We start from the raw sequence: 24,410 nt of genomic DNA, 5'->3' as shown, positions 1-24,410 counted from the left end.
GCTTTTGCCTAGTTTTTAAGAATCCAGTTTCCGTTTTCCCACACGACTGCGCGGTCGCAGTCGAATTCATCCTGGTCATTTTCATGACCGGGCAAGGTCTGGATGACGACCTCGCCCTGTTTTCTCAATTCAGTGATTTTTTCCCGCAGCGCGGCATCGGTGCCCCACGGGGCGCGGATCGCACGCTTGCGTTCGGCGCCCGGCATCAAGCGCGCCAGTTCGCGCAAGTCCATCGAGAATCCGGTCGCCGGTCGGGACCGGCCGAACGCTTCGCCGACGTGGTCGTAGCGTCCGCCGCGGACGACGGCATTGGGCAAGCCCGCTACGTAAGCCGCAAACATCGCGCCGCTGTGGTAATGGTATCCGCGAAGGTCCGCCATATCCACTGTAACCGTTGCTGCAGCGCCCGCCTGGCGCGCCAGCGTTTCCAGTTCGTCAAGCGCCCGGGCGACGCCCGGGATCGCGCCGAGCAGCGCTCGCGCGCGTTCAAGCACCTCGACCCCGCCGTACAGGCCGGGCAATGCGAGCAGCGCGGCCCCCGTCTCGGGCGCGAAATTCCGGCAGAGGCCCCGCAGGCCGGGCACGTCCTTGGACTCGAGCAGCGCAAACAGCTCGGCTTCATGCCGCCTGGCCGCCTCATCTCCCGCGATGATGCTCCGAAGCACGCCGACGTGGCACAAGTCGAGGCGGACTTCGCCAAAACCCGCCAGTGCGAGCGAGGCCAGCGCCAGTTCCTGGATCTCGGCATCCGCTTCCAGGCCGGCGTGACCGTAAATCTCCGCCCCGATCTGCACCGGCTCTCTGGTTGAATGGAAGCCCGAGGGACGGGTATGGAGGACACTCCCCGCATAGCAGAGGCGCGTAACCGAGTCGCGGTTGAGCAGGTGCGCGTCGATGCGCGCAACCTGCGTCGTCATGTCCGCCCGCACGCCCATGGTCCGTCCGGACAACTGGTCGACCAGCTTGAAGATGCGCAGGTCCATGTCCTTTCCGGCGCCGGTCAGCAGCGACTCGAGATATTCCAGCATCGGCGGCATGACCAGCTCGTAGCCGTAGAGACGGAAATGGTCGAGCAGCGCGCGCCGCAGGTCTTCGATCTTGCGCGCTTCGGACGGCAGAACGTCGGCGATGTTTTCAGGGAGGAGCCAGTTCGGCATGGCGGGAAGAAGCTGAATGAATTAGAGAGGAGCCAGCCACAGGAGAGCGAAGCCGACCACCACGGCGCCCAGGCCGAGAAATCGGATCTGCCCGTCCCTCAGGCGGCAGATGCGATCAAAGATGCCGCGCCACCGCCCGGGAAAGAGGAAAGGAATGATGCCCTCGAGGAGGAACATCATTCCAAGAGCGGTTAACCACGGATTCTCCACGACCGGCCATCTTTACTTCGCGTTTGCGGCGGGGCCGGCGGAGGAATTCTTGAAATACCGGAAGAACTCGGAATTCGGGTCGACCACGAGCATGTCGTTGCGGCCCTTGAAGCTCGCGCGATAGGCCTCCAGGCTGCGGTAGAACTTGAAGAACTCGGGGTTCTGGCCGAATGCCTGGCCGTAGATCTGCGTCGCCTTGGCGTCGCCGTCACCGCGGATCTGTTCGGCTTCACGATAGGCCTCGGCCAGGATCACGGTCCGCTGACGATCGGCGTCTGCGCGGATCTTTTCCGACTCGGCCGCACCCGTGGAGCGCAATTCGTTGGCCACACGCACCCGTTCGGCGCGCATCCGGTCGTACACCGAGTTGTTGATCTGCTCGACATAGTCGACGCGCTTGAGGCGCACGTCGACGATATCGACGCCGATTTGCTTGGCCTCGTCGGTTACTTTCTTGTGAATCGCGTTCATCACCTTGCCGCGCTCGCCGGAGATCACTTCGCGCACCGTGCGCTTGGTGATCTCTTCGTTGAGCGCTGCCTTGATGATCTGCGACATCCGGTCCTGCGCGCGGCGCTCGTCGCCGGTGAAGCTGACGAAATACAGGCGCGGGTCGGCGATGCGCCACTTCACGTAGGCATCCACGAGGATGTTCTTCTTCTCGGCCGTGATGAAGCGGTCGGCTTCGGGCGTATCCAGCGTCAGGATGCGCTTGTCGAGGAAGATCACATTCTGAAAAGGCGGCGGCAGCTTGAAGTGCAGGCCGGGTTCGCTGATCACCTTCTTGACTTCGCCAAGCGCGAACACGATGGCGAACTTGCGCTGGTCGACCACGAACAGCGTGGACATCAGCACCGACAGGACGATCAGCGCTGCGATCGAATAAGACACCAGACGGTTCATCAGCGCGTCTCCCTGTCACGGGCATCCCGGCTGTCGCGCGTGCGGGAATCCCTCTGTCGTTGCGTTTCCATATTCTGCTGCAGGGCGTCGGCGCTCGGCTGGGCGGCAGGCTGCTGCCCGGACGCTGCGCCGTTGCGAGCCGGGTTGGCCTCGCTCGCCGTCTGCGAGATCAGCTTGTCCAGCGGCAGATACAGCAGGTTGCTGCCGCTGCGGCTGTCGACCATGATCTTCGCGGTATTGGTGAAAATCTGCTGCATGGTTTCCAGGTACATGCGGTCGCGGGTGACGGCAGGCGCCTTCTGGTATTCGACCAGCACCTGGCGGAAGCGGGAGGCATCACCCTCGGCATTCGCGACGACACGCGAGCGGTAGGCTTCTGCCTCCTGCAGCAGGCGCGATGCCGCGCCGCGGGCACGCGGAATCACGTCGTTCGCGTAGGCCTGGCCCTCGTTCTTCTGGCGCTCGCGGTCCTGGCCGGCCTTGACCGCGTCGTCGAAAGCGGTCTGGACCTGCTCGGGCGGCTGCACGGTCTGCATGGTCACGTTGGCGATCTGCACGCCGGCGTTGTAGCGGTCGACGATCTGCTGCATCAACTGGCCCGCGTCGAAGGCGACCTTCTCCCGGCCTTCGTACAGCACGAAATCCATCTTGCTGCGGCCGACAACCTCACGGATGGCGGTCTCTGCCACCTGGCGCACGGTTTCTTCCTGATCGCGGTTGTTGAAGACCCACTCGGCGGCATCCTTCAGGCGGTACTGGACGGCGAACTGGATATCGATGATGTTCTCATCGTCGGTCAGCATCAGGGACTCGCGGGGCTGCTTGTTCTTGATGTTGGCGCGATAGCCGACCTCGACCGTGCGCACCTGCGACACGTTCACGATTTCGTGGCTTTGTATCGGATAGGGCCAGCGCCAGTTGAAACCCGCCGGACGGGCCGGCGCGTCGTACTTACCGAAGGTCATGACGACTGCGGTCTGGCCTTCCTGGACGATGAAGAAGCCGCTGACGAGCCAGAGGAAGGCAATGATGGCGGCAATCAGGCCGACGCCGATTCCCGCGCCTTTCATGTCGGGTCCAAACCCGCCATTATCGCCACGACCGCCCCCTTTGCCTCCGAAAAGGCGGTTCAGGCGCTGATTGAAATCGCGCCACAGCTGATCAAGATCGGGCGGCCCGTCATTGGGCCGCTTGCCGTCCTGGTTCTGACCGTCGTTATCCTGATTGCCCCGCCCCCACCTTGGATCATTCAAAGAAAACTTGAGGCCGATTTTTTTGATTAGAGGAATAGGCATTCTCTCGCTATCCGGCTTATGTTGATGACTTCCTGCTTATTGTTCCGGCTGGCCCCTGAGAGGAAGCGGCCCCTTGTCACGCGCGATATCGTCAGGCACGTTCAGATGCTCCAGATGCGCCTCCGCGCTCCCCTTCGCGTACTCGGCGATCGCGTCCCGAAGGAGATCGAGGCCGGCGCCGGTCCGGGCACTGATGAAAACCCGGCGGATTTTATCATATTCATCATGTTCCACCGTTGGTTCCATGCCGGCGGCGTCGATCTTGTTCCAGACGAGAATCTGGGGAATGTGATCCGCGCCAATCTCCGCCAGCACATCGTTGACCTGCTCGATCTGCTCCATCCTCACCGGACTGGCGGCGTCGACGACATGCAGCAGGAGGTCCGCATGGATGGTTTCTTCCAGCGTGGCACGAAAGGCAGCCACCAGCTGGTGCGGCAGCTCGCGAATGAAACCGACCGTGTCTGAAATGACGATATTGCCGACTTCAGGGAGGTAAATGCGCCGGGAGGTGGTGTCGAGCGTGGCGAACAGCTGGTCGGCCGCGTAGGCCTGAGCCTTCGTCAGCGCATTGAACAGGGTCGACTTGCCGGCGTTGGTATAGCCCACCAGCGAGACGGAGAACGTGTTGTTGCGGCCGCGCGCGCGTCGCTGGGTCTCACGCTGCTTGTGCAGCTTGTCGAGTCTCGCGCGCAGGGCTTTTACCCGGTCGCCGAGCAGACGGCGGTCGGTTTCGAGCTGCGTCTCACCGGGACCGCGCAAGCCGATACCGCCCTTCTGACGCTCAAGGTGGGTCCAGCCCCGGATCAGGCGGGTGGCGAGATGCTGCAGCTGCGCGAGTTCGACCTGCACCTTGCCCTCGTGGCTTTGCGCGCGTTGCGCAAAGATGTCGAGAATCAGGCTGGTGCGGTCGATCACCCGGGTTTTCAGGTGACGCTCGAGATTGCGCTGCTGCGCCGGCGAGAGCGCATGATTGAAGATGACCAGGTCGAGTTTTTCATCGCCGACCGCGCCGGCGATTTCTTCGGCCTTTCCCGACCCGACGAACAGGGCCGCGTCCGGGCTGGAGCGCTTGCCGGTGATTGTGACGACCGGCTCCGCACCCGCCGAACGGGATAACAGGGAAAGCTCTTCGAGGCTCGCGGCAAAGTCGCCCTTGCCGAAATCAACACCGACCAGGGCTGCGCGCATTTGAGGTTGGGACGAGGTGACGATAGGTTATTCCGCGTCGGATTCGAGGTTGAGATTGACTGCGCGGGCCGGCACGACGGTGGAAATGGCGTGCTTGTAGACCATCTGCGTGACGGTATTGCGCAGCAGAACGACATACTGGTCAAAGGACTCGATGTGGCCTTGCAGCTTGATTCCGTTGACGAGGTAGATCGAAACCGGGACGTGCTCTTTGCGTAAGGCGTTGAGGAAGGGGTCTTGTAGAAGTTGCCCTTTATTGCTCATGGCGGCTCCGTTGTGTTGTTGTGATAGGAGTTGGAGGCGACCCGAAGGAATTTCAAGCGCCCGAAATATTGTTAATAATGAATGTATACGATTTCGTCGGTGGCTGGCAATCCGTACAAACTACCTTTCTTCCCTGACAAAGGGGTTCTTTCCGGAACGCAGTTCGATACGTAATGGAGTGCCTACTAACGAAAAAGTTTCGCGGAAGTGCTTTTCCAGGTAGCGCTTGTAGTTATCGTCGATCGCTTCCAGGGCGTTACCGTGGATGACCACGACCGGCGGGTTCTGGCCGCCCTGGTGAGCATAGCGCAGTTTCGGCCGGATCGATCCCTTGCGCCTCGGCTGCTGGTGCTCGACCGCCTCGATCAGGGCACGGGTCAGTCGCGGCGTGGACAGCTTGGCCATGGCGGCGGCATAGGCGGCGTCCACCGACTTCATCAGCGGCCCGATGCCGCTATTGTTGAGGGCGGAGATGAAATGGAACTTGGCAAAGAACAGGAAGTTCAGCTTGCGCTCCATGTCCATCTTGATCTGGTTGCGCCGGTCGTTGTCCAGGCCGTCCCACTTGTTGACCCCGACGACGAGCGCGCGCCCGGACTCGAGGATGAAGCCTGCGATGTGCGCGTCCTGTTCGGAAATGTCCTGTTGCGCGTCGAGCAGCAGCAGAACGACATTGGCTTCCGAAATGGACTGCAGGGTCTTGACCACCGAAAACTTCTCGATCGCTTCGAAGACCTTGCCGCGGCGGCGGATGCCGGCGGTGTCGACGAGGGTGTAGTGCTTGCCGTCGCGCTCGAAAGGAATTTCGATCGAGTCCCGGGTCGTGCCCGGCATGTCGAAGGCGATCACCCGCTCTTCCCCGAGCAGCGTATTGACGAGCGTGGACTTGCCGACATTCGGCCGGCCCACGATCGCCAGCTTGATTCCCCTGGTTGCCGGGTCCGGCGCGGCCTCTTCGGCGGGACGCTGGGCGAACGCGGCATCGAGTGCCTCGTTGACCAGATCCATCACGCCATCGCCATGCGCCGCCGAGATCACGTACGGGTCGCCGAGACCGAGCTCGTAGAAGTCGGCGGTGACCGTGGTGTACTTCATGCCCTCGGCCTTGTTCACCACGAGCATCACCGGTCGTCCAGACTTGCGCAGGAAATCGGTGATGGTCTTGTCGTGGGGCGTGAGCCCCTGACGGCCGTCGACGATGAAGACGACGACGTCGGCCTCCGCGACAGCCTGCTTGGTCTGCTTGGCCATCTCGTGCATGATCCCGTCCTTGGCCACCGGCTCGAAACCGCCGGTGTCGATGACAAGAAACGGGCGCTCGCCTATCCGGCCTTCACCGTAGTGGCGATCGCGGGTCAATCCGGGAAGGTCGGCAACGAGCGCGTCGCGCGACCGGGTGAGCCGGTTGAACAACGTGGATTTGCCGACGTTCGGTCGGCCTACTAATGCAATAACCGGCTTCATTAATTCCTTATTCTGCTTTCAGGGCCGTGACAGTACCCGCCCGGGTCTGGACAATCATCACGCCGTTGCCGGCGGCGAGTCCGGCGTTGATCTGGCTGCCGTCGGTCGGGACGCGGGCGAGCAAGGCGCCGTCTTCACGCGACAGAAAATGAACGTGTCCCTCGAAATCTCCTACCGCCACTGCCTTGCCGACGGGCACCGGCGCCGACAGACGACGGTATGAGAGCTTGTTGTTGCGCCACGCGCCGCTGCCCGTGCCCCGGACAAAAGCGGTGACATTGCCGGCGGCGTCGGCGGCATACACATGCCGTTCATCGACACCGACGCCGACTTCGCTCGACAGTTCCTTGCCCCAGCGGGCGGCGCCGGAAGCGGCATCGAAACAGGCAAGCCGTCCCTGATAGGCGACCGCGCAGACCTCGCCACCCTGCACCACCGGCGTGCCGGACATGTCGGCTATACGTTCCAGTTCAGTCGTGCCGCGCGGGTCGCCGACCGCCACTTCCCAGCGCGCGCCGCCATTGGTCAGGGCCAATGCGAGCAGGCGGCCGCCGGGCAGGCCGACATAGACGTTATTGCCTGAAATGACGAGGCCGGGAGCGCTGCGCAGCGTCAGCGGCGGTGTCGGCCGCTGCGCGACCCAGCGCCGGGTGCCCGAGCTGACGTCATAGGCGGAAACGCGATTGTCGGCGCTGCGCACGATGACCAGCCCCTGGCCGACCGCCGGTGCGGAAAGCACCTCGCTCGATGCCTGTACCTTCCAGCGCAACTTGCCGTCGGCGTCAAACGCCATCAGCACGCCCTTGTCCGCCACGACCGCGACGGTGGTGCCGTCGCTGCCGACGCCGGCCGTCAGCGGCGCGCCTGCGCTGATCCGCCAGATGCTGCGTCCGCTGGCGGCGTCGATGCGGGTCAGAGTGCCGTCCGCCGCCGCCGCGTAGACGCTGTCGCCGGCAAGCGCGGGCGCGAACTGGTAGTTGCCGCTGTTGCCGACCGTCGCAGACCATACCGTGCGCACGCCGAGCGCGGGCTTGATTTCCTGCAGCGGCGCAGGCGGGTTGCGGGGCGCCGCCTTGCTGGCAAAAGGATTGAGGGAGGAACATCCTGCCAAAACGGCAATCATCCCGACACACCAGAGCTTTTCCTTCAGACGCATTCAATACCTCCCTTTTATTATTTTCAGGCTGCCTTCGGGGCGCCGCCGACCGCATCCAGCTTCAGCTGAATCAGCTGGCGCGCCGGGTTCTTCTCATCGGTCTTGTCCAGTGCGAGCTTCCACGCCGCGCGCGCATCCTCAAGCTTGTTCTGCGCAGCCAGGATATCGCCCTTGCGGTCCGCCGCCGCGGCGGCGAACGAAGGCGGCATGTCGGCTGCGAGCACCTTCAGCGCGTCGTCATGCGCCTTCTCGTCGAGCAGCACGCCGGCCAGCCGGATGCGTGCGAGCGCCTTGTACTCGGCGTCCCGACCGTTGTCGATCACCCACTGCAGCTGCGCCTTGGCGGCGGCCGCATCCTTGGACTCCCATGCCGTCTTCGCGGCTGCCAGCGCTGCCATCTGCGCATAGGCGGTGCGCCCGAACTTGTTCTGCATGTCGCCCGCCGCACGCAGTACCCGCGCGTTGTCCTTCGCGCTGACGGCTTTCTGCAGCTCGTCGTACAGCAGGGCTGCCTGGGTGGCCTGGTTGCGCTGGTAGTAGTTCCAGCCGCTCCAGGCCGCATAACCGGCCAGCGCGGCGATCAGCAGCCAGGTGACGAGATCGCCGTACTTGTTCCACCACGCCTTGAGCGTGGCGAGCTGTTCCTGTTCTTCGAGATCGTATGCCATGGGGAGATCGTCAGTCGATTAATGATGATGGTGGTGCGAAGGGTCGTCGCAGCCGTCGCCGCAGGTGATCTGGCCGACCACGTAATCGGCGACCGATTCGAGCGGCACGCTCTGCTGGCCGCCCTCGCCTTCCTGTGCGCGCAGCGTCTTGACCGAGGCGACGCCGGCCGCGACTTCGTCCTCGCCGATGATGACCGCGTAACCTGCACCGCTCGCATCGGCACGCTTCATTTGCGACTTGAAGCTGCCGGCGCCGGCCGCCGTGGCGCAGTGCAGTATCACATCGAGCCCCGCGTCGCGCAGCCGCTCGGCCACGACGAATGCCTGCAGTTGCGCGGCTTCGCCCTGGTGAACGACGTAGACGTCGCACTGGTTGGGTGCATATTGCTCGCCGTTGGCCTTGAGCAGTTCGAGCAGGCGCTCGACGCCGATGGCGAATCCGCATGCAGGCGTGGGTTTGCCGCCGAACATCTCGATCAGCGGGTCATACCGGCCTCCGCCGCAGACCGTGCCCTGCGAGCCGAGCTGATCCGTCACCCACTCGAACACCGTGCGGTTGTAGTAGTCCATACCGCGCACGAGACGGGTATTGATCGTGAACGGGATGTTGTTGTGGCGCAGGATCTTTTGCACACCCTCGAAATGGGTGCGCGACTCTTCGCCGAGATAGTCGAGCAGCTTCGGCGCCGCGTTGACCATGTCTTGCATCGCCGGGTTCTTGGTATCGAGGATGCGCAGCGGATTCGAATGCAGGCGACGCTGGGCGTCCGCATCGAGGATATCCTTGTGCTGCTCGAAATAGGCGACCAGGTCCGCCCGGTGCCGGTTGCGCTCTTCCGCGTTGCCGATGGAGTTGAGTTCGAGGCGGATGCCCTGCAGGCCGAGATCGTCCCACAGCCGCTGGCACAGCATGATCAGCTCTGCATCGATGTCGGGGCCGGCAAAGCCGAGCGCTTCCGCGCCGACCTGGTGGAACTGCCGGTAGCGGCCGCGCTGCGGACGCTCATGCCGGAACATCGGGCCGGCATACCAGAGGCGCTTGGGGCCGTCGTAAGTCAGGTTGTGCTCGAGCGCGGCACGGACCACGCCGGCGGTGCTTTCCGGGCGCAGTGTCAACTGGTCTCCGTTCATCGAGTCGACGAAGGAATACATTTCCTTTTCGACGATGTCGGTGACCGCACCGAGCCCGCGCGCGAACAGCGCGGTCGGCTCCACGATCGGCGTGCGGATCTGCTGAAAGCCATAGCTCTTGAGAACCGACTGCACCGTATTCTCGAACAGCTCCCATAGGGGCGCATCCGCCGGCAGGATGTCGTTCATCCCTTTCACGCCGACGATTTTCTCAGTCTTCTTGTTTTCGGACATTCTGTTGTTGAAACCTTTGATGCGGCCTTATCAGGCGGCCGCCTTTCCATAACGACTCTTCACATAGTCCAGGACGATCTCCTGGAACTCTTCGGCGATGCGTTCGCCGCGCAGTGTCATCTTCTTCTCGCCGTCGACGAATACCGGCGCCGCCGGCGATTCGCCGGTGCCCGGCAGGCTGATGCCGATATTGGCGTGCTTGGACTCGCCCGGGCCGTTGACGATGCAGCCCATGACCGCGACGTTCATGTTCTCGACGCCGGGATACTGCTGCTTCCAGACAGGCATCTGTTCGCGCAGGTAAGTCTGGATGCGGTCCGCCAGTTCCTGGAACACCGTGGAAGTGGTGCGGCCGCAGCCCGGGCAAGCGATCACCATCGGCGTGAACTTGCGCAGTCCCATCGTCTGCAGGATTTCCTGCCCCACCACGACTTCCCGGGTGCGGTCGCCGCCGGGTTCGGGTGTGAGCGAGATGCGGATGGTGTCGCCGATGCCTTCCTGCAGCAGCACCGACAATGCGGCAGTCGACGCCACGATGCCCTTGCTGCCCATGCCCGCTTCGGTCAGTCCGAGATGCAGCGGGTAATCGCAGCGGCGTGCCAGCTCGCGGTACACCGCGATCAGGTCCTGCACGCCCGATACCTTGCACGAGAGGATGATGCGGTCGCCGGCCAGGCCGAGTTCCTCGGCGCGCCGCGCGTTCTCGATCGCGGACGTCACCAGCGCTTCGTACATCACGGCCTGGGCACTCCAGGGCTCCGCGCGGGCCGCGTTTTCATCCATGATACGGGCCAGCAGGGACTGATCCAGGCTGCCCCAGTTGACGCCGATGCGCACCGGCTTGTCGTAGCGGCAGGCGACTTCGATCATCTGTGCGAACTGGGTGTCGCGCTTGGCGCCCTGCCCGACGTTGCCCGGATTGATACGATACTTCGACAGCGCCTGCGCGCAGTCCGGATACTCGGTGAGCAGCTTGTGGCCGTTGTAGTGAAAATCCCCGACCAGCGGCACATCGATGCCCATCCTGTCGAGCTGCTCGCGGATGGCGATCACCGCCTGCGCCGCCTCGGGGTTGTTCACCGTGATGCGCACCATCTCCGAGCCGGCGCGCGCGAGATCCTTCACCTGGATCGCGGTGGCGATGGCGTCGGCCGTGTCGGTGTTGGTCATGGACTGGACCACCACCGGCGCACCGCCGCCGACCAGGACTTCCCTGGTTCCGTAGCGGATGGTGACGCCTCGTGTCAGGCGTCTTGCCTGAGGTCCGGAGGGAATCGGCGCGTCAGTTGCCATGTTCAATCTCATTTAACCGTGATTTTCGAAACATTACCGGTACCGCCCTTGAGCGCCACCGGCGAGCCGCGCAATGTCAGGTCGACGCCTCCGGCGTTTCCGATCACCACCGACAGCGGTTCGCCGACCGGCACGGTCTGCGACTCACCGGGCTTCAGCAGCCGCGACAGCACGATAGCGTTGCCGCTGACGCGCCGCACTTCGACCCAGGTCTCTTCGCGCGCGGTGAGTTGCAGTACGTCGGCCGACGCATCGGACGCGGAGGTAACGGAGGCCGACGGTGCAGGCACGGGCAACGCCGGCTGCCCCGATGCCGGAACGCTTGCGGCGCCGGCCGATGGCGTTGATGCGGGAGCGGCGGATGCGGGCGACGTGGCTGGCGCGGGCGCATTGCCGGCCGGAGCATCCGCAGCGGGATTTGCGGACGGCTCAACTGGCGCCACAGGCGCCGCCGTCGCTGCCGGCTCGGCAGGCGCTGCCGCCGGCGCACCTTCGGCGGGCGCCGCAGGGGTCCCGGCAGCCGGTGTTTCGGCCGACGACTGGGGCGCCCGTTCGCTTGCAGCCGGCGACGATGTGACGCCAGGGATCGCGGGCAAAAGGTCGCGGTTCTGCAGTACCCAGTAGCCGGCTGCACCCAGCACGAGCACGGCCACGACGGCAACCACGGGCAGCGGCGAGCGCTTGCGCGCGCCAAGTGACGGCAGGCGCGACTCGGCGAAAGGCGCGGACACGACCTTGCGCGTGGCGCTCGGCTCCATCGGCGCGCTGGCCTGCCCACCCAGCGTCGCCAGCAGCGGCGCGGCGTCGATCTTCAGCAGCTTCGCATAGGCGCGGATGAAACCGCGCGTAATCGGCAGACCCGGCAGTGCAGCATGGTTGTCGGTCTCGATCGCGTAAACCTGGCGAGGTGCGAGATTGAGCTGTGCCGCGACGTCCTCGATGGACCAGCCGCGGGCTTCGCGCGCGGCCGCAAGCTGCGCGCCGGCCGACATGGCGGGCTGCGAAGCGAGGTTATCATCCGGCCGCATGTGATCGCCGCTATCCTGCTCATTCATCGAACGCACCTCTCTGGTATGCGGCGAACTCTGCGGACGATCCATGGCGGCGCCGCAACTGCGTGACGAGGCTTTGTTCCGCCGTCCGGTCGCCGCGCTTGCGCTCGATCCGGATCGCCAGCCACAGCACATCGGCGCTCATGACTTCAGCCTTCATGACGCGGCCGACGTAAAACTTCGCCCGCTCATAGTCGCCCTGGTTGTAATGGATTTTCGCCAGGTTGAAGTTGGTAGTCGGGTTGCCCGGATCGGCCTGGAACGCGCGCGTAAAATACTGCTCCGCCGCTTTCGTTTCCTTCAGACGCAGACTGCATGTGCCGGCGTTGTTCAGCGCCTTGGCCGGCGACTGGTAGGCGCGGCTCTTGAGCGCAGTCTCGAAGTAGGACAGGGATTCGCGCTCCCTGCCGTTCTGGCACAGGAACCAGCCGTAGTTGTTGTTGAAATCCGGCGAAGCCGGCGAAAGCCGGAGCGCCTGCTGGAAGCTTTCTTCCGCGAGCCGGTTCTCGCCCATGTCCATGTAGATCAGCCCGCGCATGCTGTGCGCTTCGGCAAAGTTCGGATACGCCGTCAGCGCCTGCTTGATCTCGTCGAGCGCCGTCGCCATCTGTCGCTGCTCATAGTAGCTGATGGCCAGCTGGAGTCGAAGCTGGGCACGACGCTGACTGTCGGTCTGATCGGACGCGGTAGGCAGGTCGCCGGCGCGCTCGCCCGGCGCGCCGCATCCCGCCGCCAGCAATGCGGCCAGCAGCGTCGCGGCAAGAAGCCTGGGCCGAACCGCCAGCCTCACTTGCGCACCTCGACGATACGGCCGAATCCCGGCCCGAATTTCTTCTGATATTCGACCATTTTCTGCATACGCTCCTGCACCCGGGTCCTGTCCTGCACCTCGCCCGCCAGCTGTCCGCAGGCAGCATCGATATCGTCACCGCGCGTCTTGCGCACCGTGGTCACGATGCCGGCGTCCATCAGAATCTGGGCGAACGCCTTGATGCGCGCATTGTTCGAGCGCTTCAGGCCCGACTCGGGGAAAGGGTTGAAGGGAATCAGGTTGAACTTGCACGGCACCGGCTGACTGCCCTGCCGCACCAGCGCCACCAGTTCGCGCGCATGCTCGTCGCTGTCGTTGACGCCATCGAGCATGCAGTATTCGAAGGTGATGAAATCACGCGGCGCGTGGTCCAGGTAGCGCACGCAGGCCGCCATCAACTCGGCCAGCGGATACTTGCGATTGAGCGGCACCAGGCCGTCGCGCAAGGGGTCGTTCGACGCGTGCAGCGAAACCGCCAGGGCGACAGGACATTCCTGTGCGAGCTTGTCCATCATCGGCACCACGCCGCTCGTGGAAACGGTCACGCGCCTGCGGGACAGACCGTATGCATTGTCGTCGAGCATGAGCCTGAGCGCGGTGACGGTGGGCTCGAAATTGAGCAGCGGCTCGCCCATGCCCATCATCACGACATTGGTGATCTGGCGCTCGCCCTTGGGACCAGGCTCGACGCCCTTGCTGCGGCGCAGGGCGAACTCCGCCATCCAGAGCTGGCCGATGATCTCGCCAACCGTCAGATTGCGGCTGAATCCCTGCTTGCCGGTGGAGCAGAAGCGGCAGTTCACCGCGCATCCCGCCTGGGTCGACACGCACAGCGTGCCCCGGTTTTCCTCGGGAATGAAGACGGTCTCGACAGCGTTGCCCTGGCCGACATCCAGCAGCCATTTACGGGTGCCGTCGGCCGAGGTGTGATCGCTGATGACAGCGGGCGCAACGACCGTCGCGCTCGTCTTGAGCTTGTCACGCAGGGATTTCGCCAGGTCGGTCATGGCATCGAAATCGCCGACACCGAACTGATGTATCCAGCGCTGCAACTGCTTGGCGCGGAACGGTTTCTCACCCAACCCGGCGCAGAAGGCGGCAAGTTGCGCGGGATCGAAATCCAGCAGGTTGGTGAGTTGCGTCATGATATTTCTCTCAAACTGCCGTCGGAGCGGCGCGGAGCCGCTCCGACGGGACTTGCATTAGCGGGAATAGACGTTGAGCGCCGGGAAGAAATAGGCGATCTCGACTTGCGCGGTTTCCGGTGCGTCGGAACCGTGCACGGCGTTGGCGTCGATGGAGTCGGCGAAGTCGGCGCGGATGGTGCCCTTCTCGGCCTTCTTCGGGTCGGTGGCGCCCATCAGTTCGCGGTTCTTCGCGATTGCGCTTTCGCCTTCGAGCACCTGGATCATCACCGGGCCGGAGACCATGAAATCGACCAGGTCCTTGAAGAAGGGACGCTCGCGATGCACGGCGTAGAAACCTTCGGCTTCAGCGCGCGACAGTTGCGCCATGCGCGCGGCGACGATCTTCAGGCCTGCGTTTTCGAAGCGGGTGTAGATCTGGCCGATCACGTTCTTTGCCACGGCGTCGGGCTTGATGATCGACAGGGTGCGTTCGATTGCCATCTGTAAAAACTCCAATAAAAAGAAGGGGTTAAGGTTGATAATCCAGGACTGAACTAACCTTCCATTATAACAGGAAAGCAAAGCAGCCGGAATTTGGCATGCGCCCCCGTCTCCGCCTGCGCCTCGTCGAACTTCCCTGCTGCAGGCTCATCGTAGGTGGTATCGTACGTGTTATGCTTTTGGAACGCGGCCATGCCGTGGATAAACGGAGGACATATGAATCAGGAACTACAACACACTTATGCAAACCGCAGCGACGCGCTGGTGGTGCGCAACCGCGTCCTGCGCAATACCTACTGGCTGCTGGCTCTGTCGATGCTGCCCACCGTGCTCGGTGCATGGATCGGCGTGCAGTTCAACTTCAGCTTCTTCAGCGGCAGCCCGGGAATCGGTCTGATCGCCTTCCTGGCAATCGCATTCGGCTTCTTCTTTGCCATCGAGAAAACCAAGCATTCGGGCCTCGGCGTCGCCGTGCTGCTCGGCTTTACATTCTTCATGGGCCTGATGCTGTCACGGCTGATCGGCCATATCCTCGGTTTTTCCAACGGTGCAAGCCTGATCATGACCGCCTTTGGCGGCACTGCCGCGATCTTCGCCGTGATGGCAACCATCGCCACCGTCTCCAAGCGAGACTTCTCTGGCCTTGGCAAATGGCTGTTCGCCGGTGTGCTGGTCCTGCTTGTCGCCCTGGTGGCGAACATCTTCCTGCAGTTGCCCGCGTTGCAACTCGCGATCTCGGTGATCGCGATTGCCATCTTCTCCGCCTATATCCTGTATGACGTGCAGCAGGTGCTCAACGGAGGGGAAACGAACTACATCACCGCCACGCTGGCGATCTACCTCGACGTCTACAACATCTTCAGCAATCTGCTGGCGCTGCTCGGCATTTTCGGCGGCGACCGCGACTGAACGCCCTCGCCCCCAGCAAAGCCGGCCGCATGGCCGGCTTTTTTATTGCCTGGAGGGCAGGTCGAAGACCGCAATCGATTCGACGTGGGCCGTATGCGGAAACATGTTGACGACGCCGGCCTGCGACAGCACATAGCCGCCCTGGTGGACCAGGTAACCCGCATCGCGGGCAAGCGTCGAGGGACTGCAGGACACATAGACGATGCGCTTCGGCCGCAGCTCAGGGAATTGCTCTCCCATGCCGACGATGGCCTGGCACACGGCGATAGCGCCTTCCCTGGGCGGATCGATCAGCATGCGGTCGAACTTGCCCAGGGCAATGAAATCCTCGACGCTTGCTTCGAACAGATTGCGGCAATGGAAGGCCGTCCTGGTGTCCAGTCCGTTGGCCTTGGCGTTTTCCATGGCGCGGCTGTTCAGCGCGGTACTCCCTTCGATGCCCACGACCTCGCGCGCCTGCGTGGCCAGCGGGAGCGTGAAATTGCCCAGACCGCAGAACAGGTCGGCCACGCGATCCCCCGGCTGCACCTCGAGCAAACGCAGTGCGCGGGACACCAGGACACGATTGATCTGGTGGTTGACCTGGGTGAAGTCGGTCGGCTTGAAGGGCATGCGCACGCCGAACTCCGGCAGCACGTACTCAAGTTTCTGCTCCGCCGGATAGAACGGATACACCGTGTCCGGTCCCTTGGGCTGCAACCACCACTGGATCTTCCAGGTGTCGGCGAACGCGCGCAGTTTCTGCTCGTCGTCAGCCGTCAATGGCGCCATGTTGCGCATGACCAGAGCCGTCACCTGTTCGCCGACCGCCAGTTCGATCTGCGGCATCTGGTCGAAGATGGACAGCGACGCGACCAGCCCGCGCAGCGGCACCAGCATCGCCGATACATGCGGCGGCAGGATCTCGCAGGTCTTCATGTCGGCAATGTACGAAGACTTGCGCTCGTGGAAACCGACCAGCACACCCCCCTTCTTCGGCACGTTGCGCACCGAAAGCCGAGCGCGGTAGCGGTAGCCCCAGGTGGGGCCGTAGACCGGGCGCAGCATGCGCTCGGCGCGCACCTTGCCGATATGCCACAGGTTATCCTCGAGCACACGCTGCTTGATCGCCACCTGGGCGCCCGGTTCGAGATGCTGCATCGCGCAGCCGCCGCACACGCCGAAATGGACGCACTTCGGACGGACCCTGAGAGAGGATTCGTTATGCAGTTCGGTGAGCGTCGCGGCTTCCCATTTCGGCTTCCTGCGGAAGGACTGGAAGCTCACGCGCTCGCCGGGCAGGGCTCCCTCGACGAAGATGACCTTGCCGGAACTGCCGTCCTCGTTGACGAGGTGGCCTACCCCTCGGCCTTCCATGTCCAGGGATTCGATAACGATGGTGTTCTGCTGCATAGAGAAGAATTGAAAAAAATGACGGGCCAGCAAGGGCCCGTTGTCATGCGAGATCCGGCGAGCTTTCAGCCTACCATGCGGCCAGATACTCCTTCCAGTGCGGCGCCGCGAGCGCGCCGAGAGCGGATCTTACCAGTTCGACCTCACGGTCGTACGCTTCCCGCGTGAATGTGCCGCGCATGAGCTGATAGCGGCAATAGACCAGATATGTGTTCACCACGTCGGTTTCGCAATAGTTGCGGATCTCCTCCAGCCGGCCTTCCTGGTACAGCGTCCAGACCTGCGACCCGTCGACGCCGAGCTTGCCCGGAAAGCCGCACAACTTCGCGAGATCGTCCAGCGGAGCATTGGCGCGTCCCGTGTACAGCGCCAGCAGATCCATCAGGTCGGTATGGCGCGTGTGATAGCGACTGAGGTAATTGTTCCACTTGAAGTCACGATCGTCGTCACCCATTTCCCAGTAGCGGGCAGCGGTCACGCCGTTGATCATGGCCCGGTAGTGCAGGACCGGAAGATCGAAGCCGCCGCCGTTCCACGACACGAGTTGCGGCGTGTACTTGTCGATGATGCGGAAAAAATCGTTGATCAGGCGTGTCTCGCCATCCTCGAGCGTGCCGAGCGATCGTACCCGAAAGCCTTCGTCATCCCGGAATACGCAGGAAATCGCAGCCACCCGCTGCAGATGGTGCGGCAGGAAGTCGGACCCCGTCTTTTCGCGGCGCGCTGCGAAAGCGTCGGATGCGACTTCCGCGTCGCTGCGTTCCGCGGGGCTGTTGTTCAGGGCGCGCAGGCCGGCGACATCGGGGATCGTCTCGATGTCGAATACGAGAACCGGAATCACAACAGCGCGTCCTTTCCGACGCCGCGCGCGGTCAGTGCGCGCTTGAGCTTGACCAGTGCTTCCTGCTGTATCTGCCGGACGCGTTCGCGGGTGACGCTCATTTCTGCCGCCAGCTCCTCCAGTGTCGCGGGATCGTCATTGTCGAGGCCGAAACGGCGAACGATCACGAGACGCTGCTTCTCCGGCAACTTCTTGAGCCAGTCCCGCACCAGCACGCTCATTTCATGCTGTTCGGCGCGCAGATCGGGCCCGTCTTCGGCATCGCCCGGCAGCATGTCCATCAGGCTCGCCTGCGGGTCGTTGTCGAGCGGCGCATCGAGCGATGTCGCATGCTCGGACAGGGCAAGAATGTCCTGCACGTCTTCCACCGGCCGGTCGACGAGATGCGCGATGTCCTCCGCCGTCGCATCCTTGCCGTCATGGTGCTGCGCTTCCAGATGGTACTTGGCACGCAGTATCTGGTTGAGTTCGCGCACCATGTGCACCGGCAGCCGGACGGTGCGCGCCTGGTTCATGATCGCGCGCTCGATGCTCTGGCGGATCCACCAGGTGGCGTAAGTGGAGAAGCGGAAGCCGCGTTCGGGCTCAAACTTGTCGATCGCGCGCATCAGGCCGAGATTGCCCTCTTCGATCAGGTCGAGCAGGACGACGCCGCGATTGATGTAGTGCTTTGCAATCGAGACAACCAACCGCAGGTTATGCTCGATCATCTTCTGACGCGCTTCGAAGTTGCCTTGCTTGGCCAGTGTGGCGTACCGAACCTCTTCCTCCACGGTGAGCAGAGGCCGTGCGCCTATCTGGTTCAGGTAGTGCTGGGTGGTGTCGGTGGACAGCTCAGCCGCCAGCACGGTCTTGAGTTCATCGACGGCGTCCGACGCCTCGAGCACCTCGTCGTCGCCCGCCGCCTCCGAGTCGTCGCTCAGCCCACCCTCTCCGCCCTCGGCCATGTCGAGGGGAATCCCGCCGGAGATGTCGTCCGAAGGTGTTTCATCGTCGAGAGGATTGTGCGGGTCGCGATTCATTTAGCGGCTTGGCAAAAATCTGGTTGGATCAACCGGTTTTCCCTGATGACGAATCTCAAAATGCAGCTTCACCTCTTCGCTGTCGGAATTACCCATCTCGGCGATCTTTTGTCCCTTGCTCACATTCTGATCCTCTTTCACGAAGATCGTTTTGTTGTGCGCATAGGCGGACAAGAGGTTGTTCGAATGCTTCACAATCACGAGATTACCGTAACCCCGAATGCCACTGCCAGCATACAGCACTTTTCCCGCTCCCGCCGCAACAACCGGTTGCCCGAGCTTGCCGGCAATGTCGATACCGCGCTTGCCGTCGCCGAACGTGGATACGATGCGTCCCTCTGCCGGCCAGACCCAGGCGATGTTCTCGTCGTCGGGGGCGATCGCCTGGGGAGGCTCGGCCGATTTTTCGGGCGGGCGGGTCTCGCCGCGCGTGACCGGGGGCACGGCAGGCGCAGCCGCGCCGTCGGGCTTCTGCAGCTCCGCCAGTGCCGCATCCGAGTACGGCCGTTTTTCGCCGCGCGGTGCAGTCTTGTTGGGCACGCCGGCCGGCGCCGGTGCCGTGTTCAGGCCGCGGGTTTCGATGCCCGAGGACGTGGCGACGCTGCCCGTCTGCGGCGCGCCTTCCGGCGGCAGCACGCGCAGGACCTGGTCGACCTTGATGTCATTCGGGTTGGCCAGGTTGTTCCACACGACCAGGTCGCGGTAGTTCTGTCCGAAGTCGAGTGCGATCTGCAGCAGGGTGTCGCCCTTGCGGACGGTATAGTAGGCGCGGTTTTCGAGCTGGCGCACCGGCCCGGTCGGCGCGCTCGCCGAAGGCGTTGCGGGTGCCGCTGCGCGCGGGGCTTCCGCCTGTCTCCCGCCGAAGGGACGGTCGACGACGGGCGCCGACTGGCGCGGCGTGGTACAGGCGGCAATGAACAGGGGCAGGACTGCCGCGGCGGCGTAACGTGCTATTGTCATTCTCACTCTTAGGTTATTTTGCCGATGCGCGCCGATATCCGGCGCACGCCCGATGACCGCTTCATACGACGCCCGGCCGAAGCGGGACGAAGTGACAGTCTTCGAGCTGGGTATTCGTCCATTCGAACTTGCTCACGCGTTCGACGAGATGGAGTACCTGGCGGCGGTCGCCCACCGGCGCCACCAGCCGGCCGCCGATGCTGAGCTGTTCCAGCAGCGCTTTCGGCACCTCCAGGCCTGCTGCCGCCAGGATGATGCCGTCGAACGGCGCAACCTGAGGCAGGCCAAGCATACCATCTCCATACTGCAGACGGATGTTTGCAATGCGAAGCGGACGCAGGTTGGCCTTGGCTAATTCATGCAGACCCTTGATGCGCTCGATCGAGAAAACATCCTTGGCCACCAGCGACAGCACCGCCGCCTGGTAACCGCATCCGGTCCCGATCTCGAGCACCTTGTCCATCGCCGCGCCGTTCGGTCCGGCGCGCAGCACTTCGATCATGCGGGCCACGATGTACGGTTGCGAAATCGTCTGATGATGCCCGATCGGAAGCGACGCGTCGATATAGGCCTGGCTCGACAGCCCCGGCTCGATGAACATGTGGCGCGGCACCGCCTCCATTGCGGCAAGCACCTTGCCGTCCTTGATGCCCTGTTTTGCCAGCCGCGCCACCATTGCCGCGCGCACCGCCTGCGAGACCATTGCCGCCGGCCGCGGCGCCGCATCGGGGACAGCGGCGGCGGGCATGACCCGGATCGCCTGCGCCTGCTGCGGGGCTCGCTGCAGATTCTGCACGGCGTTCTGCGTCGCCGTCTGGGGCGTGGCGATTCGTGCCAGCGGCTGTTTCCTGCCGTTCGCGACCGCCGGCGGCTTCTCCACCACCGAGGACAACGGCAACGGAAAGCGCTTGTCGCTGCCGCTCATTGGAGGCCCTTTCTGAGTAGGTCTAGCTGCTGGGTGTGGGTCAGATCGACCCGCAGCGGCGTGATCGACACATGGCCGGTCGCCACGGCGTCGAAATCGGTGCCCTCGCCCGCATCCCTGGCACGTCCGGCGGGGCCGATCCAGAAAATCTCCCGGCCGTGCGGATCGGTCGCCTTGATCACCGGCTCCGACTCATGCCGCTTGCCGAGCCGGGTGGCGCGCCATCCGCGCAACTGGTCGTACGGCAGGTTGGGAATATTGACGTTGAGGAGATAGGGTTTGGGCAGCATGTCGAAACCATGCTCGACGATGTCGCGCGCGACTTTTGCCGCCGCATCGACATGGAGCCAGCCCTTCTCGACCTGGGAGAAGGCGATTGCGGGAATGCCGAACAAGAAACCTTCGGTCGCCGCAGCCACCGTGCCGGAATACAGCGTGTCGTCACCCATGTTCTGGCCCTGGTTGATACCGGAAACGATGATATCGGGACGAAACGACAAGCCGCCGGTCAGCGCCACATGGACACAATCCGAGGGCGTGCCATTGACGAAGTAGAATCCGTTGGCGGCGCGGTAGACGGAAAGCGGACGATCCAGCGTCAGCGAGTTCGAACTCCCCGAGCGATTGCTGTCGGGCGCCACGACGACGATGTCTGCGATGGCGGACAGCGCATCCGCCAGTGCCGCAAGGCCGGGCGCGAGATAGCCGTCGTCGTTACTAACGAGAATCTTCATACGCGAATTTTACCTGAAGCATCAGCGCGCTCTGTCTGCGCTTGTTGACATTTTCTCGCGGACGCCTAGAATAAAACGATCGTTCTTTTTTTATTCACAAAGCGAAAAGGAGACAACATGAAAGCAGTCCTCTGCAAGTCCTGGGGATTACCCGATACCCTCGTTGTGGAGGAATTGCCCGACGTTGCGCCGGGGCCCGGCCAGGTCGCGATCGACGTGCACGCGGCCGGCGTCAATTTCCCCGACGTCCTGATCATCCAGAACAAGTATCAATTCAAGCCCGAACTGCCCTTCACCCCCGGCAGCGAACTGTCGGGCGTGGTGCGCGCCGTCGGAGAAGGCGTCACGCATCTGAAGGCGGGCGACAAGGTGCTTGCGTTCGTCAGCCAGGGCGCGTTCCAGCAACAGGTCGCGGTGCCGGCCAAGGCCGTCATGCCAATGCCGCCAGGCCTGGACTTCGACACCGCGGCGGCGGTCACGCTTACCTACGGCACCTCGCATCATGCCGTGGTTGACCGCGCACAGCTCAAGGCGGGCGAAACCATGCTGGTGCTGGGCGCGGCAGGTGGCGTGGGACTGGCGGCCATCGAGATCGGCAAGGCGCTGGGCGCGCGCGTGATCGCCGCTGCTTCCACCGACGAGAAGCTGGCGATCTGTAAAGAGCACGGTGCCGACGCGATCATCAACTACAGCACCGAAGACCTGCGTGAAGCAATCAAGGCGGCGACCGACGGCAAGGGCCCGGATGTGATCTACGATCCTGTGGGCGGCATTTATGCGGAGCCGGCATTCCGCTCGATCGGCTGGCGCGGCCGCTACCTGGTGATCGGTTTCGCCAACGGCGAAATTCCCAAGCTGCCGCTGAATCTGCCGTTGCTCAAGGGCGCGTCGATCGTCGGCGTGTTCTGGGGCGAATTCGCACGGCGCGAACCGAAGGCGAACGCGGCGGCCATGCAGGAACTGATGCGCTGGATGGCCGAGGGCAAGGTACGGCCGCATATCTCGGGGCGCTATGCGCTCGCCGAGACGCCCCAGGCGCTGAACGACATGGCGGCGCGAAAGGTGACCGGCAAGATCGTGATCCAGCCGCAGCGATAGGCGGCGCGCGCCGGCGCTGAGCCGGCGCCCTCTCCCCGCCGGCTCACTCGGCCGGCGAATCCCCGTCTGGCGGAGCCGTAAAGAAGCTGCGCGCGACCTGCGCATCACGCGTGCGCCGGAACGGCGGCAGGCTTTGCCAGATGCGACGGCCGTAGGGCTTGGATATAAGCCTTGGGTCGCAGATCATCAGCACGCCGCGATCGGTCTCGTCGCGGATCAGGCGTCCGGCGCCCTGCTTCAGATTGATGATGGCCGCCGGCAGCTGGTGGTGAACGAAGCCGTTCAATCCCTTTTTCTCGAGCGCGTCGATGCGTGCGGCCAGCACCGGATCATCGGGCGGCGAGAAAGGCAGCTTGTCGATGATGACCAGCGAAAGCGCCTCGCCGCGCACATCGACGCCTTCCCAGAAGCTCTGACTGCCGATCAGCACGGCGTTGCCCGCGGTGCGGAACCGGTCGAGCAGTTCGGTGCGGCCGCTCTCCCCCTGCACCAGCAGCGGAAACGGCAAGCCGCGCTTCTCGAATTCGGTGCGCAAGCGCTCGGCGGCGCGATTGACGGCGCGGATGGTGGTGCAGAGCAGGAACGCGCGGCCGCCGGACGCCTCGATCATCGGCAGCGCGGCATCGATCACCGCGTCCGTGTATTCCAGCGCGTTCGGCTGCGGCAGGTTCTCGGGCACATACAGCAAGCCCTGTTTGCCATAGTCGAAGGGGCTCGGCCAGGCCTGCGCCTGTTCATCCCACAGCCCCATCTGCGAAAGATAGTGATTGAAGTCGTTCTTCACCGCCAGGGTGGCGGATGTGAAGATCCAGGCGCGCGGCGAACCTTCGCGCTGCTTGTTGAAGATCGGCGCGATCGACAGCGGCGTGCGATGCAGCTGCAGCGAATGGGTGAAGGCTTCCAGCCACAGCACGCGGTCGTTCGCCCCCTCCTCCTGCGCCGCGCCGCGCGCGCTGTCCCAGGCCGAGAGTTTTTCGCAGAGTTCGACGGTCCTGGCGCGGCACTGCTCGATGGTCTCGGCACGCTCAGCCTGACCGGACAGGACCTCCCCCATCGCCTGCATCTCGTCGATGAGTTTTTCCAGCGCGGGAAAAAAGGTGCTGGAGGGCGCGATCTGGTGCGCGGCGAGTCGTACCATGTCCTGGGGGAAGGCCAGCCGCAGATCGCGCGCCGCCCGCTCGACCGGCGCGATCAGTTTCGGCCAGTCCGCGCCGTCCCGCGCATGCGCGAGTCCCTCGGCGAGGACGTCGCGGCAGAGTTCGAGCACCTGCGAGGTCGACACGGTCTCGCCGAAAAACAGTGTCGCCGTCTCGGGAAGCTGGTGCGCTTCGTCGAAGATGATGGTGTTCGCCGACGGCAGCAGTTCGGCTACCCCGGTGTCCTTGAGCGCGACGTCGGCGAAGAACAGATGGTGATTCACCACGACGACATCCGCCTGCTGCGCCTCCTTGCGCGCCTTCATGACGAAGCAGTCCTGGTAGTACTGGCACTCGGCGCCCATGCAGTTTTCCCGGGTGGACGTCACCAGGTTCCAGACGGGCGCGGATTCGGGGACGCGCGACAGCTCGGCCTTGTCGCCGGAGCTAGTGGTCTTGACGAAACGGGAAATTTCGCGCAGATACCCGACGTCCTCGCGCGAGGTCAGCCGGCCGTTCTGCAGCGTGCGCTCCAGGTGAAAATGGCAGGCGTAGTTGGCGCGCCCCTTCAGCAGCGCGACCGATACCGGCGCGTTGAGGGCCTTGCGCACGGTGGGAATATCGCGCAGGTAGAGCTGATCCTGCAGGTTCTTCGTGCCGGTGGACAGGATGACCTTGCCGCCCCACAGGAGCGCGGGCACCAGGTACGCATAGGTCTTGCCGGTTCCGGTGCCCGCCTCGGCCACCAGCGTGCGCTGCGCGGCAATGGCCGACGCGATCGCCTTGGCCATCTCGGTCTGCGACCGCCGCGGGCGGAAGCCCTGGATCGACGCGCCCATCGGACCGTCCGTGCCGAACAGCTGCTCTATTTCGTCGTCGTGCGCACCCTCTGCGGGCGTTATGGGGGAAGGTTCGGTCAAAGCTGCAAAATCTGGA

General features: G+C 63.7%; 24 protein-coding genes. 2 read left to right on the top strand and 22 right to left on the bottom strand.

Features of this window, described 5'->3' with window-relative positions; all coding sequences use genetic code 11:
• Window positions 1-8: 8 nt before the first annotated feature.
• From NCCP691_RS13370 to ndk, 15 genes are all read right to left on the bottom strand, one after another.
• Window positions 9-1,157, bottom strand: coding sequence for an ATP phosphoribosyltransferase regulatory subunit (locus NCCP691_RS13370; RefSeq protein WP_220809042.1), 1,149 nt, complete (start codon window positions 1,155-1,157; stop codon window positions 9-11).
• A gap of 21 nt (window positions 1,158-1,178) precedes the next feature.
• On the bottom strand, window positions 1,179-1,334 hold the full coding sequence (locus NCCP691_RS13365; RefSeq protein ID WP_238482433.1) for a DUF2065 domain-containing protein: 156 nt from the start codon (window positions 1,332-1,334) through the stop codon (window positions 1,179-1,181).
• 45 nt (window positions 1,335-1,379) lie between these two features.
• Window positions 1,380-2,270, bottom strand: coding sequence for a protease modulator HflC (gene hflC / locus NCCP691_RS13360; RefSeq protein ID WP_220809040.1), 891 nt, complete (start codon window positions 2,268-2,270; stop codon window positions 1,380-1,382).
• Window positions 2,270-3,565 carry an FtsH protease activity modulator HflK gene (hflK, locus tag NCCP691_RS13355; protein ID WP_220809039.1) on the bottom strand — a complete coding sequence of 432 codons (1,296 nt, stop codon included), beginning with the start codon at window positions 3,563-3,565 and terminating at the stop codon, window positions 2,270-2,272. The genes hflC and hflK overlap by 1 nt, the downstream gene beginning before the upstream one ends.
• Window positions 3,566-3,601: 36 nt before the next feature.
• Window positions 3,602-4,756: a GTPase HflX gene (gene hflX, locus NCCP691_RS13350; RefSeq protein ID WP_238482425.1), complete on the bottom strand. Its 1,155-nt coding sequence runs from the start codon at window positions 4,754-4,756 to the stop codon at window positions 3,602-3,604.
• 27 nt (window positions 4,757-4,783) lie between these two features.
• Window positions 4,784-5,020 (bottom strand): RNA chaperone Hfq, encoded by a 237-nt coding sequence (gene hfq, locus NCCP691_RS13345; protein WP_136418236.1) that lies wholly within the window; start codon window positions 5,018-5,020, stop codon window positions 4,784-4,786.
• Window positions 5,021-5,140: 120 nt separating this feature from the next.
• The gene (gene der / locus NCCP691_RS13340) at window positions 5,141-6,484 is read right to left on the bottom strand and encodes a ribosome biogenesis GTPase Der (RefSeq protein ID WP_220809038.1); all 1,344 of its coding nucleotides are present in this window, start codon (window positions 6,482-6,484) and stop codon (window positions 5,141-5,143) included.
• A gap of 7 nt (window positions 6,485-6,491) precedes the next feature.
• On the bottom strand, window positions 6,492-7,640 hold the full coding sequence (gene bamB / locus NCCP691_RS13335) for an outer membrane protein assembly factor BamB (protein ID WP_220809037.1): 1,149 nt from the start codon (window positions 7,638-7,640) through the stop codon (window positions 6,492-6,494).
• A gap of 23 nt (window positions 7,641-7,663) precedes the next feature.
• On the bottom strand, window positions 7,664-8,308 hold the full coding sequence (locus NCCP691_RS13330; protein ID WP_220809036.1) for a YfgM family protein: 645 nt from the start codon (window positions 8,306-8,308) through the stop codon (window positions 7,664-7,666).
• Window positions 8,309-8,326: 18 nt separating this feature from the next.
• Complete coding sequence (hisS, locus tag NCCP691_RS13325) at window positions 8,327-9,673, bottom strand: histidine--tRNA ligase (protein ID WP_220809035.1); 1,347 nt, start codon at window positions 9,671-9,673, stop codon at window positions 8,327-8,329.
• Window positions 9,674-9,703: 30 nt separating this feature from the next.
• Window positions 9,704-10,966: a flavodoxin-dependent (E)-4-hydroxy-3-methylbut-2-enyl-diphosphate synthase gene (gene ispG, locus NCCP691_RS13320; protein WP_220809034.1), complete on the bottom strand. Its 1,263-nt coding sequence runs from the start codon at window positions 10,964-10,966 to the stop codon at window positions 9,704-9,706.
• Window positions 10,967-10,974: 8 nt separating this feature from the next.
• Window positions 10,975-12,021, bottom strand: coding sequence for a helix-turn-helix domain-containing protein (locus tag NCCP691_RS13315; protein ID WP_220809033.1), 1,047 nt, complete (start codon window positions 12,019-12,021; stop codon window positions 10,975-10,977).
• Window positions 12,014-12,808, bottom strand: a complete 795-nt coding sequence (gene pilW, locus NCCP691_RS13310; RefSeq protein ID WP_238482424.1) for a type IV pilus biogenesis/stability protein PilW — start codon at window positions 12,806-12,808, stop codon at window positions 12,014-12,016. Before pilW ends, NCCP691_RS13315 begins: the two co-directional genes overlap by 8 nt.
• On the bottom strand, window positions 12,805-13,974 hold the full coding sequence (gene rlmN, locus NCCP691_RS13305) for a dual-specificity RNA methyltransferase RlmN (protein WP_220809032.1): 1,170 nt from the start codon (window positions 13,972-13,974) through the stop codon (window positions 12,805-12,807). Before rlmN ends, pilW begins: the two co-directional genes overlap by 4 nt.
• Before the next feature lie 57 nt (window positions 13,975-14,031).
• Entirely contained in the window at window positions 14,032-14,457 is a 426-nt protein-coding gene (gene ndk, locus NCCP691_RS13300) for a nucleoside-diphosphate kinase (protein WP_220809031.1), read from the bottom strand.
• A 216-nt stretch (window positions 14,458-14,673) separates the two neighbouring features.
• Here ndk and NCCP691_RS13295 point away from each other — a divergent pair, with 216 nt between their 5' ends.
• The gene (locus NCCP691_RS13295; RefSeq protein ID WP_220809030.1) at window positions 14,674-15,366 is read left to right on the top strand and encodes a Bax inhibitor-1/YccA family protein; all 693 of its coding nucleotides are present in this window, start codon (window positions 14,674-14,676) and stop codon (window positions 15,364-15,366) included.
• Window positions 15,367-15,408: 42 nt separating this feature from the next.
• Here the strand turns inward: NCCP691_RS13295 and rlmD are convergent, their stop codons facing one another.
• The 6 genes from rlmD to surE all read right to left on the bottom strand — a co-directional run bounded on the left by rlmD (window position 15,409) and on the right by surE (window position 21,240).
• Entirely contained in the window at window positions 15,409-16,758 is a 1,350-nt protein-coding gene (gene rlmD / locus NCCP691_RS13290; RefSeq protein WP_220809029.1) for a 23S rRNA (uracil(1939)-C(5))-methyltransferase RlmD, read from the bottom strand.
• A 70-nt stretch (window positions 16,759-16,828) separates the two neighbouring features.
• Window positions 16,829-17,599, bottom strand: a complete 771-nt coding sequence (locus tag NCCP691_RS13285; RefSeq protein WP_220809028.1) for a 3'-5' exonuclease — start codon at window positions 17,597-17,599, stop codon at window positions 16,829-16,831.
• A complete protein-coding gene (rpoS, locus tag NCCP691_RS13280) occupies window positions 17,596-18,621 on the bottom strand; it encodes an RNA polymerase sigma factor RpoS (protein WP_220809027.1) in 1,026 nt (341 codons plus the stop codon). The genes NCCP691_RS13285 and rpoS overlap by 4 nt, the downstream gene beginning before the upstream one ends.
• Window positions 18,622-19,581, bottom strand: a complete 960-nt coding sequence (locus NCCP691_RS13275; protein ID WP_220809026.1) for a peptidoglycan DD-metalloendopeptidase family protein — start codon at window positions 19,579-19,581, stop codon at window positions 18,622-18,624. It lies immediately after the preceding gene.
• Between the two features lie 61 nt (window positions 19,582-19,642).
• Entirely contained in the window at window positions 19,643-20,506 is an 864-nt protein-coding gene (locus NCCP691_RS13270) for a protein-L-isoaspartate(D-aspartate) O-methyltransferase (protein WP_220809025.1), read from the bottom strand.
• Complete coding sequence (gene surE / locus NCCP691_RS13265; RefSeq protein ID WP_220809024.1) at window positions 20,503-21,240, bottom strand: 5'/3'-nucleotidase SurE; 738 nt, start codon at window positions 21,238-21,240, stop codon at window positions 20,503-20,505. The genes NCCP691_RS13270 and surE overlap by 4 nt, the downstream gene beginning before the upstream one ends.
• A 117-nt stretch (window positions 21,241-21,357) precedes the next feature.
• Here surE and NCCP691_RS13260 point away from each other — a divergent pair, with 117 nt between their 5' ends.
• Entirely contained in the window at window positions 21,358-22,338 is a 981-nt protein-coding gene (locus tag NCCP691_RS13260) for an NADPH:quinone oxidoreductase family protein (protein WP_220809023.1), read from the top strand.
• Between the two features lie 43 nt (window positions 22,339-22,381).
• On the opposite strand, the gene yoaA is transcribed toward NCCP691_RS13260, so the two are convergent.
• Window positions 22,382-24,313, bottom strand: coding sequence for a DNA repair helicase YoaA (yoaA, locus tag NCCP691_RS13255; protein ID WP_220809022.1), 1,932 nt, complete (start codon window positions 24,311-24,313; stop codon window positions 22,382-22,384).
• Window positions 24,314-24,410 lie beyond the last annotated feature (97 nt).

The sequence above is a fragment of the Noviherbaspirillum aridicola genome, assembly GCF_019656455.1.
GTDB classification, from domain to species: Bacteria; Pseudomonadota; Gammaproteobacteria; order Burkholderiales; family Burkholderiaceae_D; genus Noviherbaspirillum; species Noviherbaspirillum aridicola.
Note: the sequence above shows the minus strand (reverse complement) of the source record. Positions and strands in the feature narration are given on the sequence as shown.

Bases quoted from the DNA above. Each gene is read 5' to 3' on its own strand.
- NCCP691_RS13260 (WP_220809023.1), top strand. From the start codon at position 21,358: ATGAAAGCAGTCCTCTGCAAGTCCTGGGGATTACCCGATACCCTCGTT.
- hflX (WP_238482425.1), bottom strand. From the start codon at position 4,756: ATGCGCGCAGCCCTGGTCGGTGTTGATTTCGGCAAGGGCGACTTTGCC.
- NCCP691_RS13365 (WP_238482433.1), bottom strand. From the start codon at position 1,334: ATGTTCCTCCTCGAGGGCATCATTCCTTTCCTCTTTCCCGGGCGGTGG.
- der (WP_220809038.1), bottom strand. From the start codon at position 6,484: ATGAAGCCGGTTATTGCATTAGTAGGCCGACCGAACGTCGGCAAATCC.
- NCCP691_RS13370 (WP_220809042.1), bottom strand. From the start codon at position 1,157: ATGCCGAACTGGCTCCTCCCTGAAAACATCGCCGACGTTCTGCCGTCC.
- yoaA (WP_220809022.1), bottom strand. From the start codon at position 24,313: ATGGGCGCGTCGATCCAGGGCTTCCGCCCGCGGCGGTCGCAGACCGAG.
- bamB (WP_220809037.1), bottom strand. From the start codon at position 7,640: ATGCGTCTGAAGGAAAAGCTCTGGTGTGTCGGGATGATTGCCGTTTTG.
- surE (WP_220809024.1), bottom strand. From the start codon at position 21,240: ATGAAGATTCTCGTTAGTAACGACGACGGCTATCTCGCGCCCGGCCTT.
- hflC (WP_220809040.1), bottom strand. From the start codon at position 2,270: ATGAACCGTCTGGTGTCTTATTCGATCGCAGCGCTGATCGTCCTGTCG.
- rlmD (WP_220809029.1), bottom strand. From the start codon at position 16,758: ATGCAGCAGAACACCATCGTTATCGAATCCCTGGACATGGAAGGCCGA.
- NCCP691_RS13295 (WP_220809030.1), top strand. From the start codon at position 14,674: ATGAATCAGGAACTACAACACACTTATGCAAACCGCAGCGACGCGCTG.
- hfq (WP_136418236.1), bottom strand. From the start codon at position 5,020: ATGAGCAATAAAGGGCAACTTCTACAAGACCCCTTCCTCAACGCCTTA.
- NCCP691_RS13275 (WP_220809026.1), bottom strand. From the start codon at position 19,581: ATGACAATAGCACGTTACGCCGCCGCGGCAGTCCTGCCCCTGTTCATT.
- NCCP691_RS13315 (WP_220809033.1), bottom strand. From the start codon at position 12,021: ATGAATGAGCAGGATAGCGGCGATCACATGCGGCCGGATGATAACCTC.
- ndk (WP_220809031.1), bottom strand. From the start codon at position 14,457: ATGGCAATCGAACGCACCCTGTCGATCATCAAGCCCGACGCCGTGGCA.
- rlmN (WP_220809032.1), bottom strand. From the start codon at position 13,974: ATGACGCAACTCACCAACCTGCTGGATTTCGATCCCGCGCAACTTGCC.
- hflK (WP_220809039.1), bottom strand. From the start codon at position 3,565: ATGCCTATTCCTCTAATCAAAAAAATCGGCCTCAAGTTTTCTTTGAAT.
- hisS (WP_220809035.1), bottom strand. From the start codon at position 9,673: ATGTCCGAAAACAAGAAGACTGAGAAAATCGTCGGCGTGAAAGGGATG.
- NCCP691_RS13330 (WP_220809036.1), bottom strand. From the start codon at position 8,308: ATGGCATACGATCTCGAAGAACAGGAACAGCTCGCCACGCTCAAGGCG.
- NCCP691_RS13270 (WP_220809025.1), bottom strand. From the start codon at position 20,506: ATGAGCGGCAGCGACAAGCGCTTTCCGTTGCCGTTGTCCTCGGTGGTG.
- ispG (WP_220809034.1), bottom strand. From the start codon at position 10,966: ATGGCAACTGACGCGCCGATTCCCTCCGGACCTCAGGCAAGACGCCTG.
- rpoS (WP_220809027.1), bottom strand. From the start codon at position 18,621: ATGAATCGCGACCCGCACAATCCTCTCGACGATGAAACACCTTCGGAC.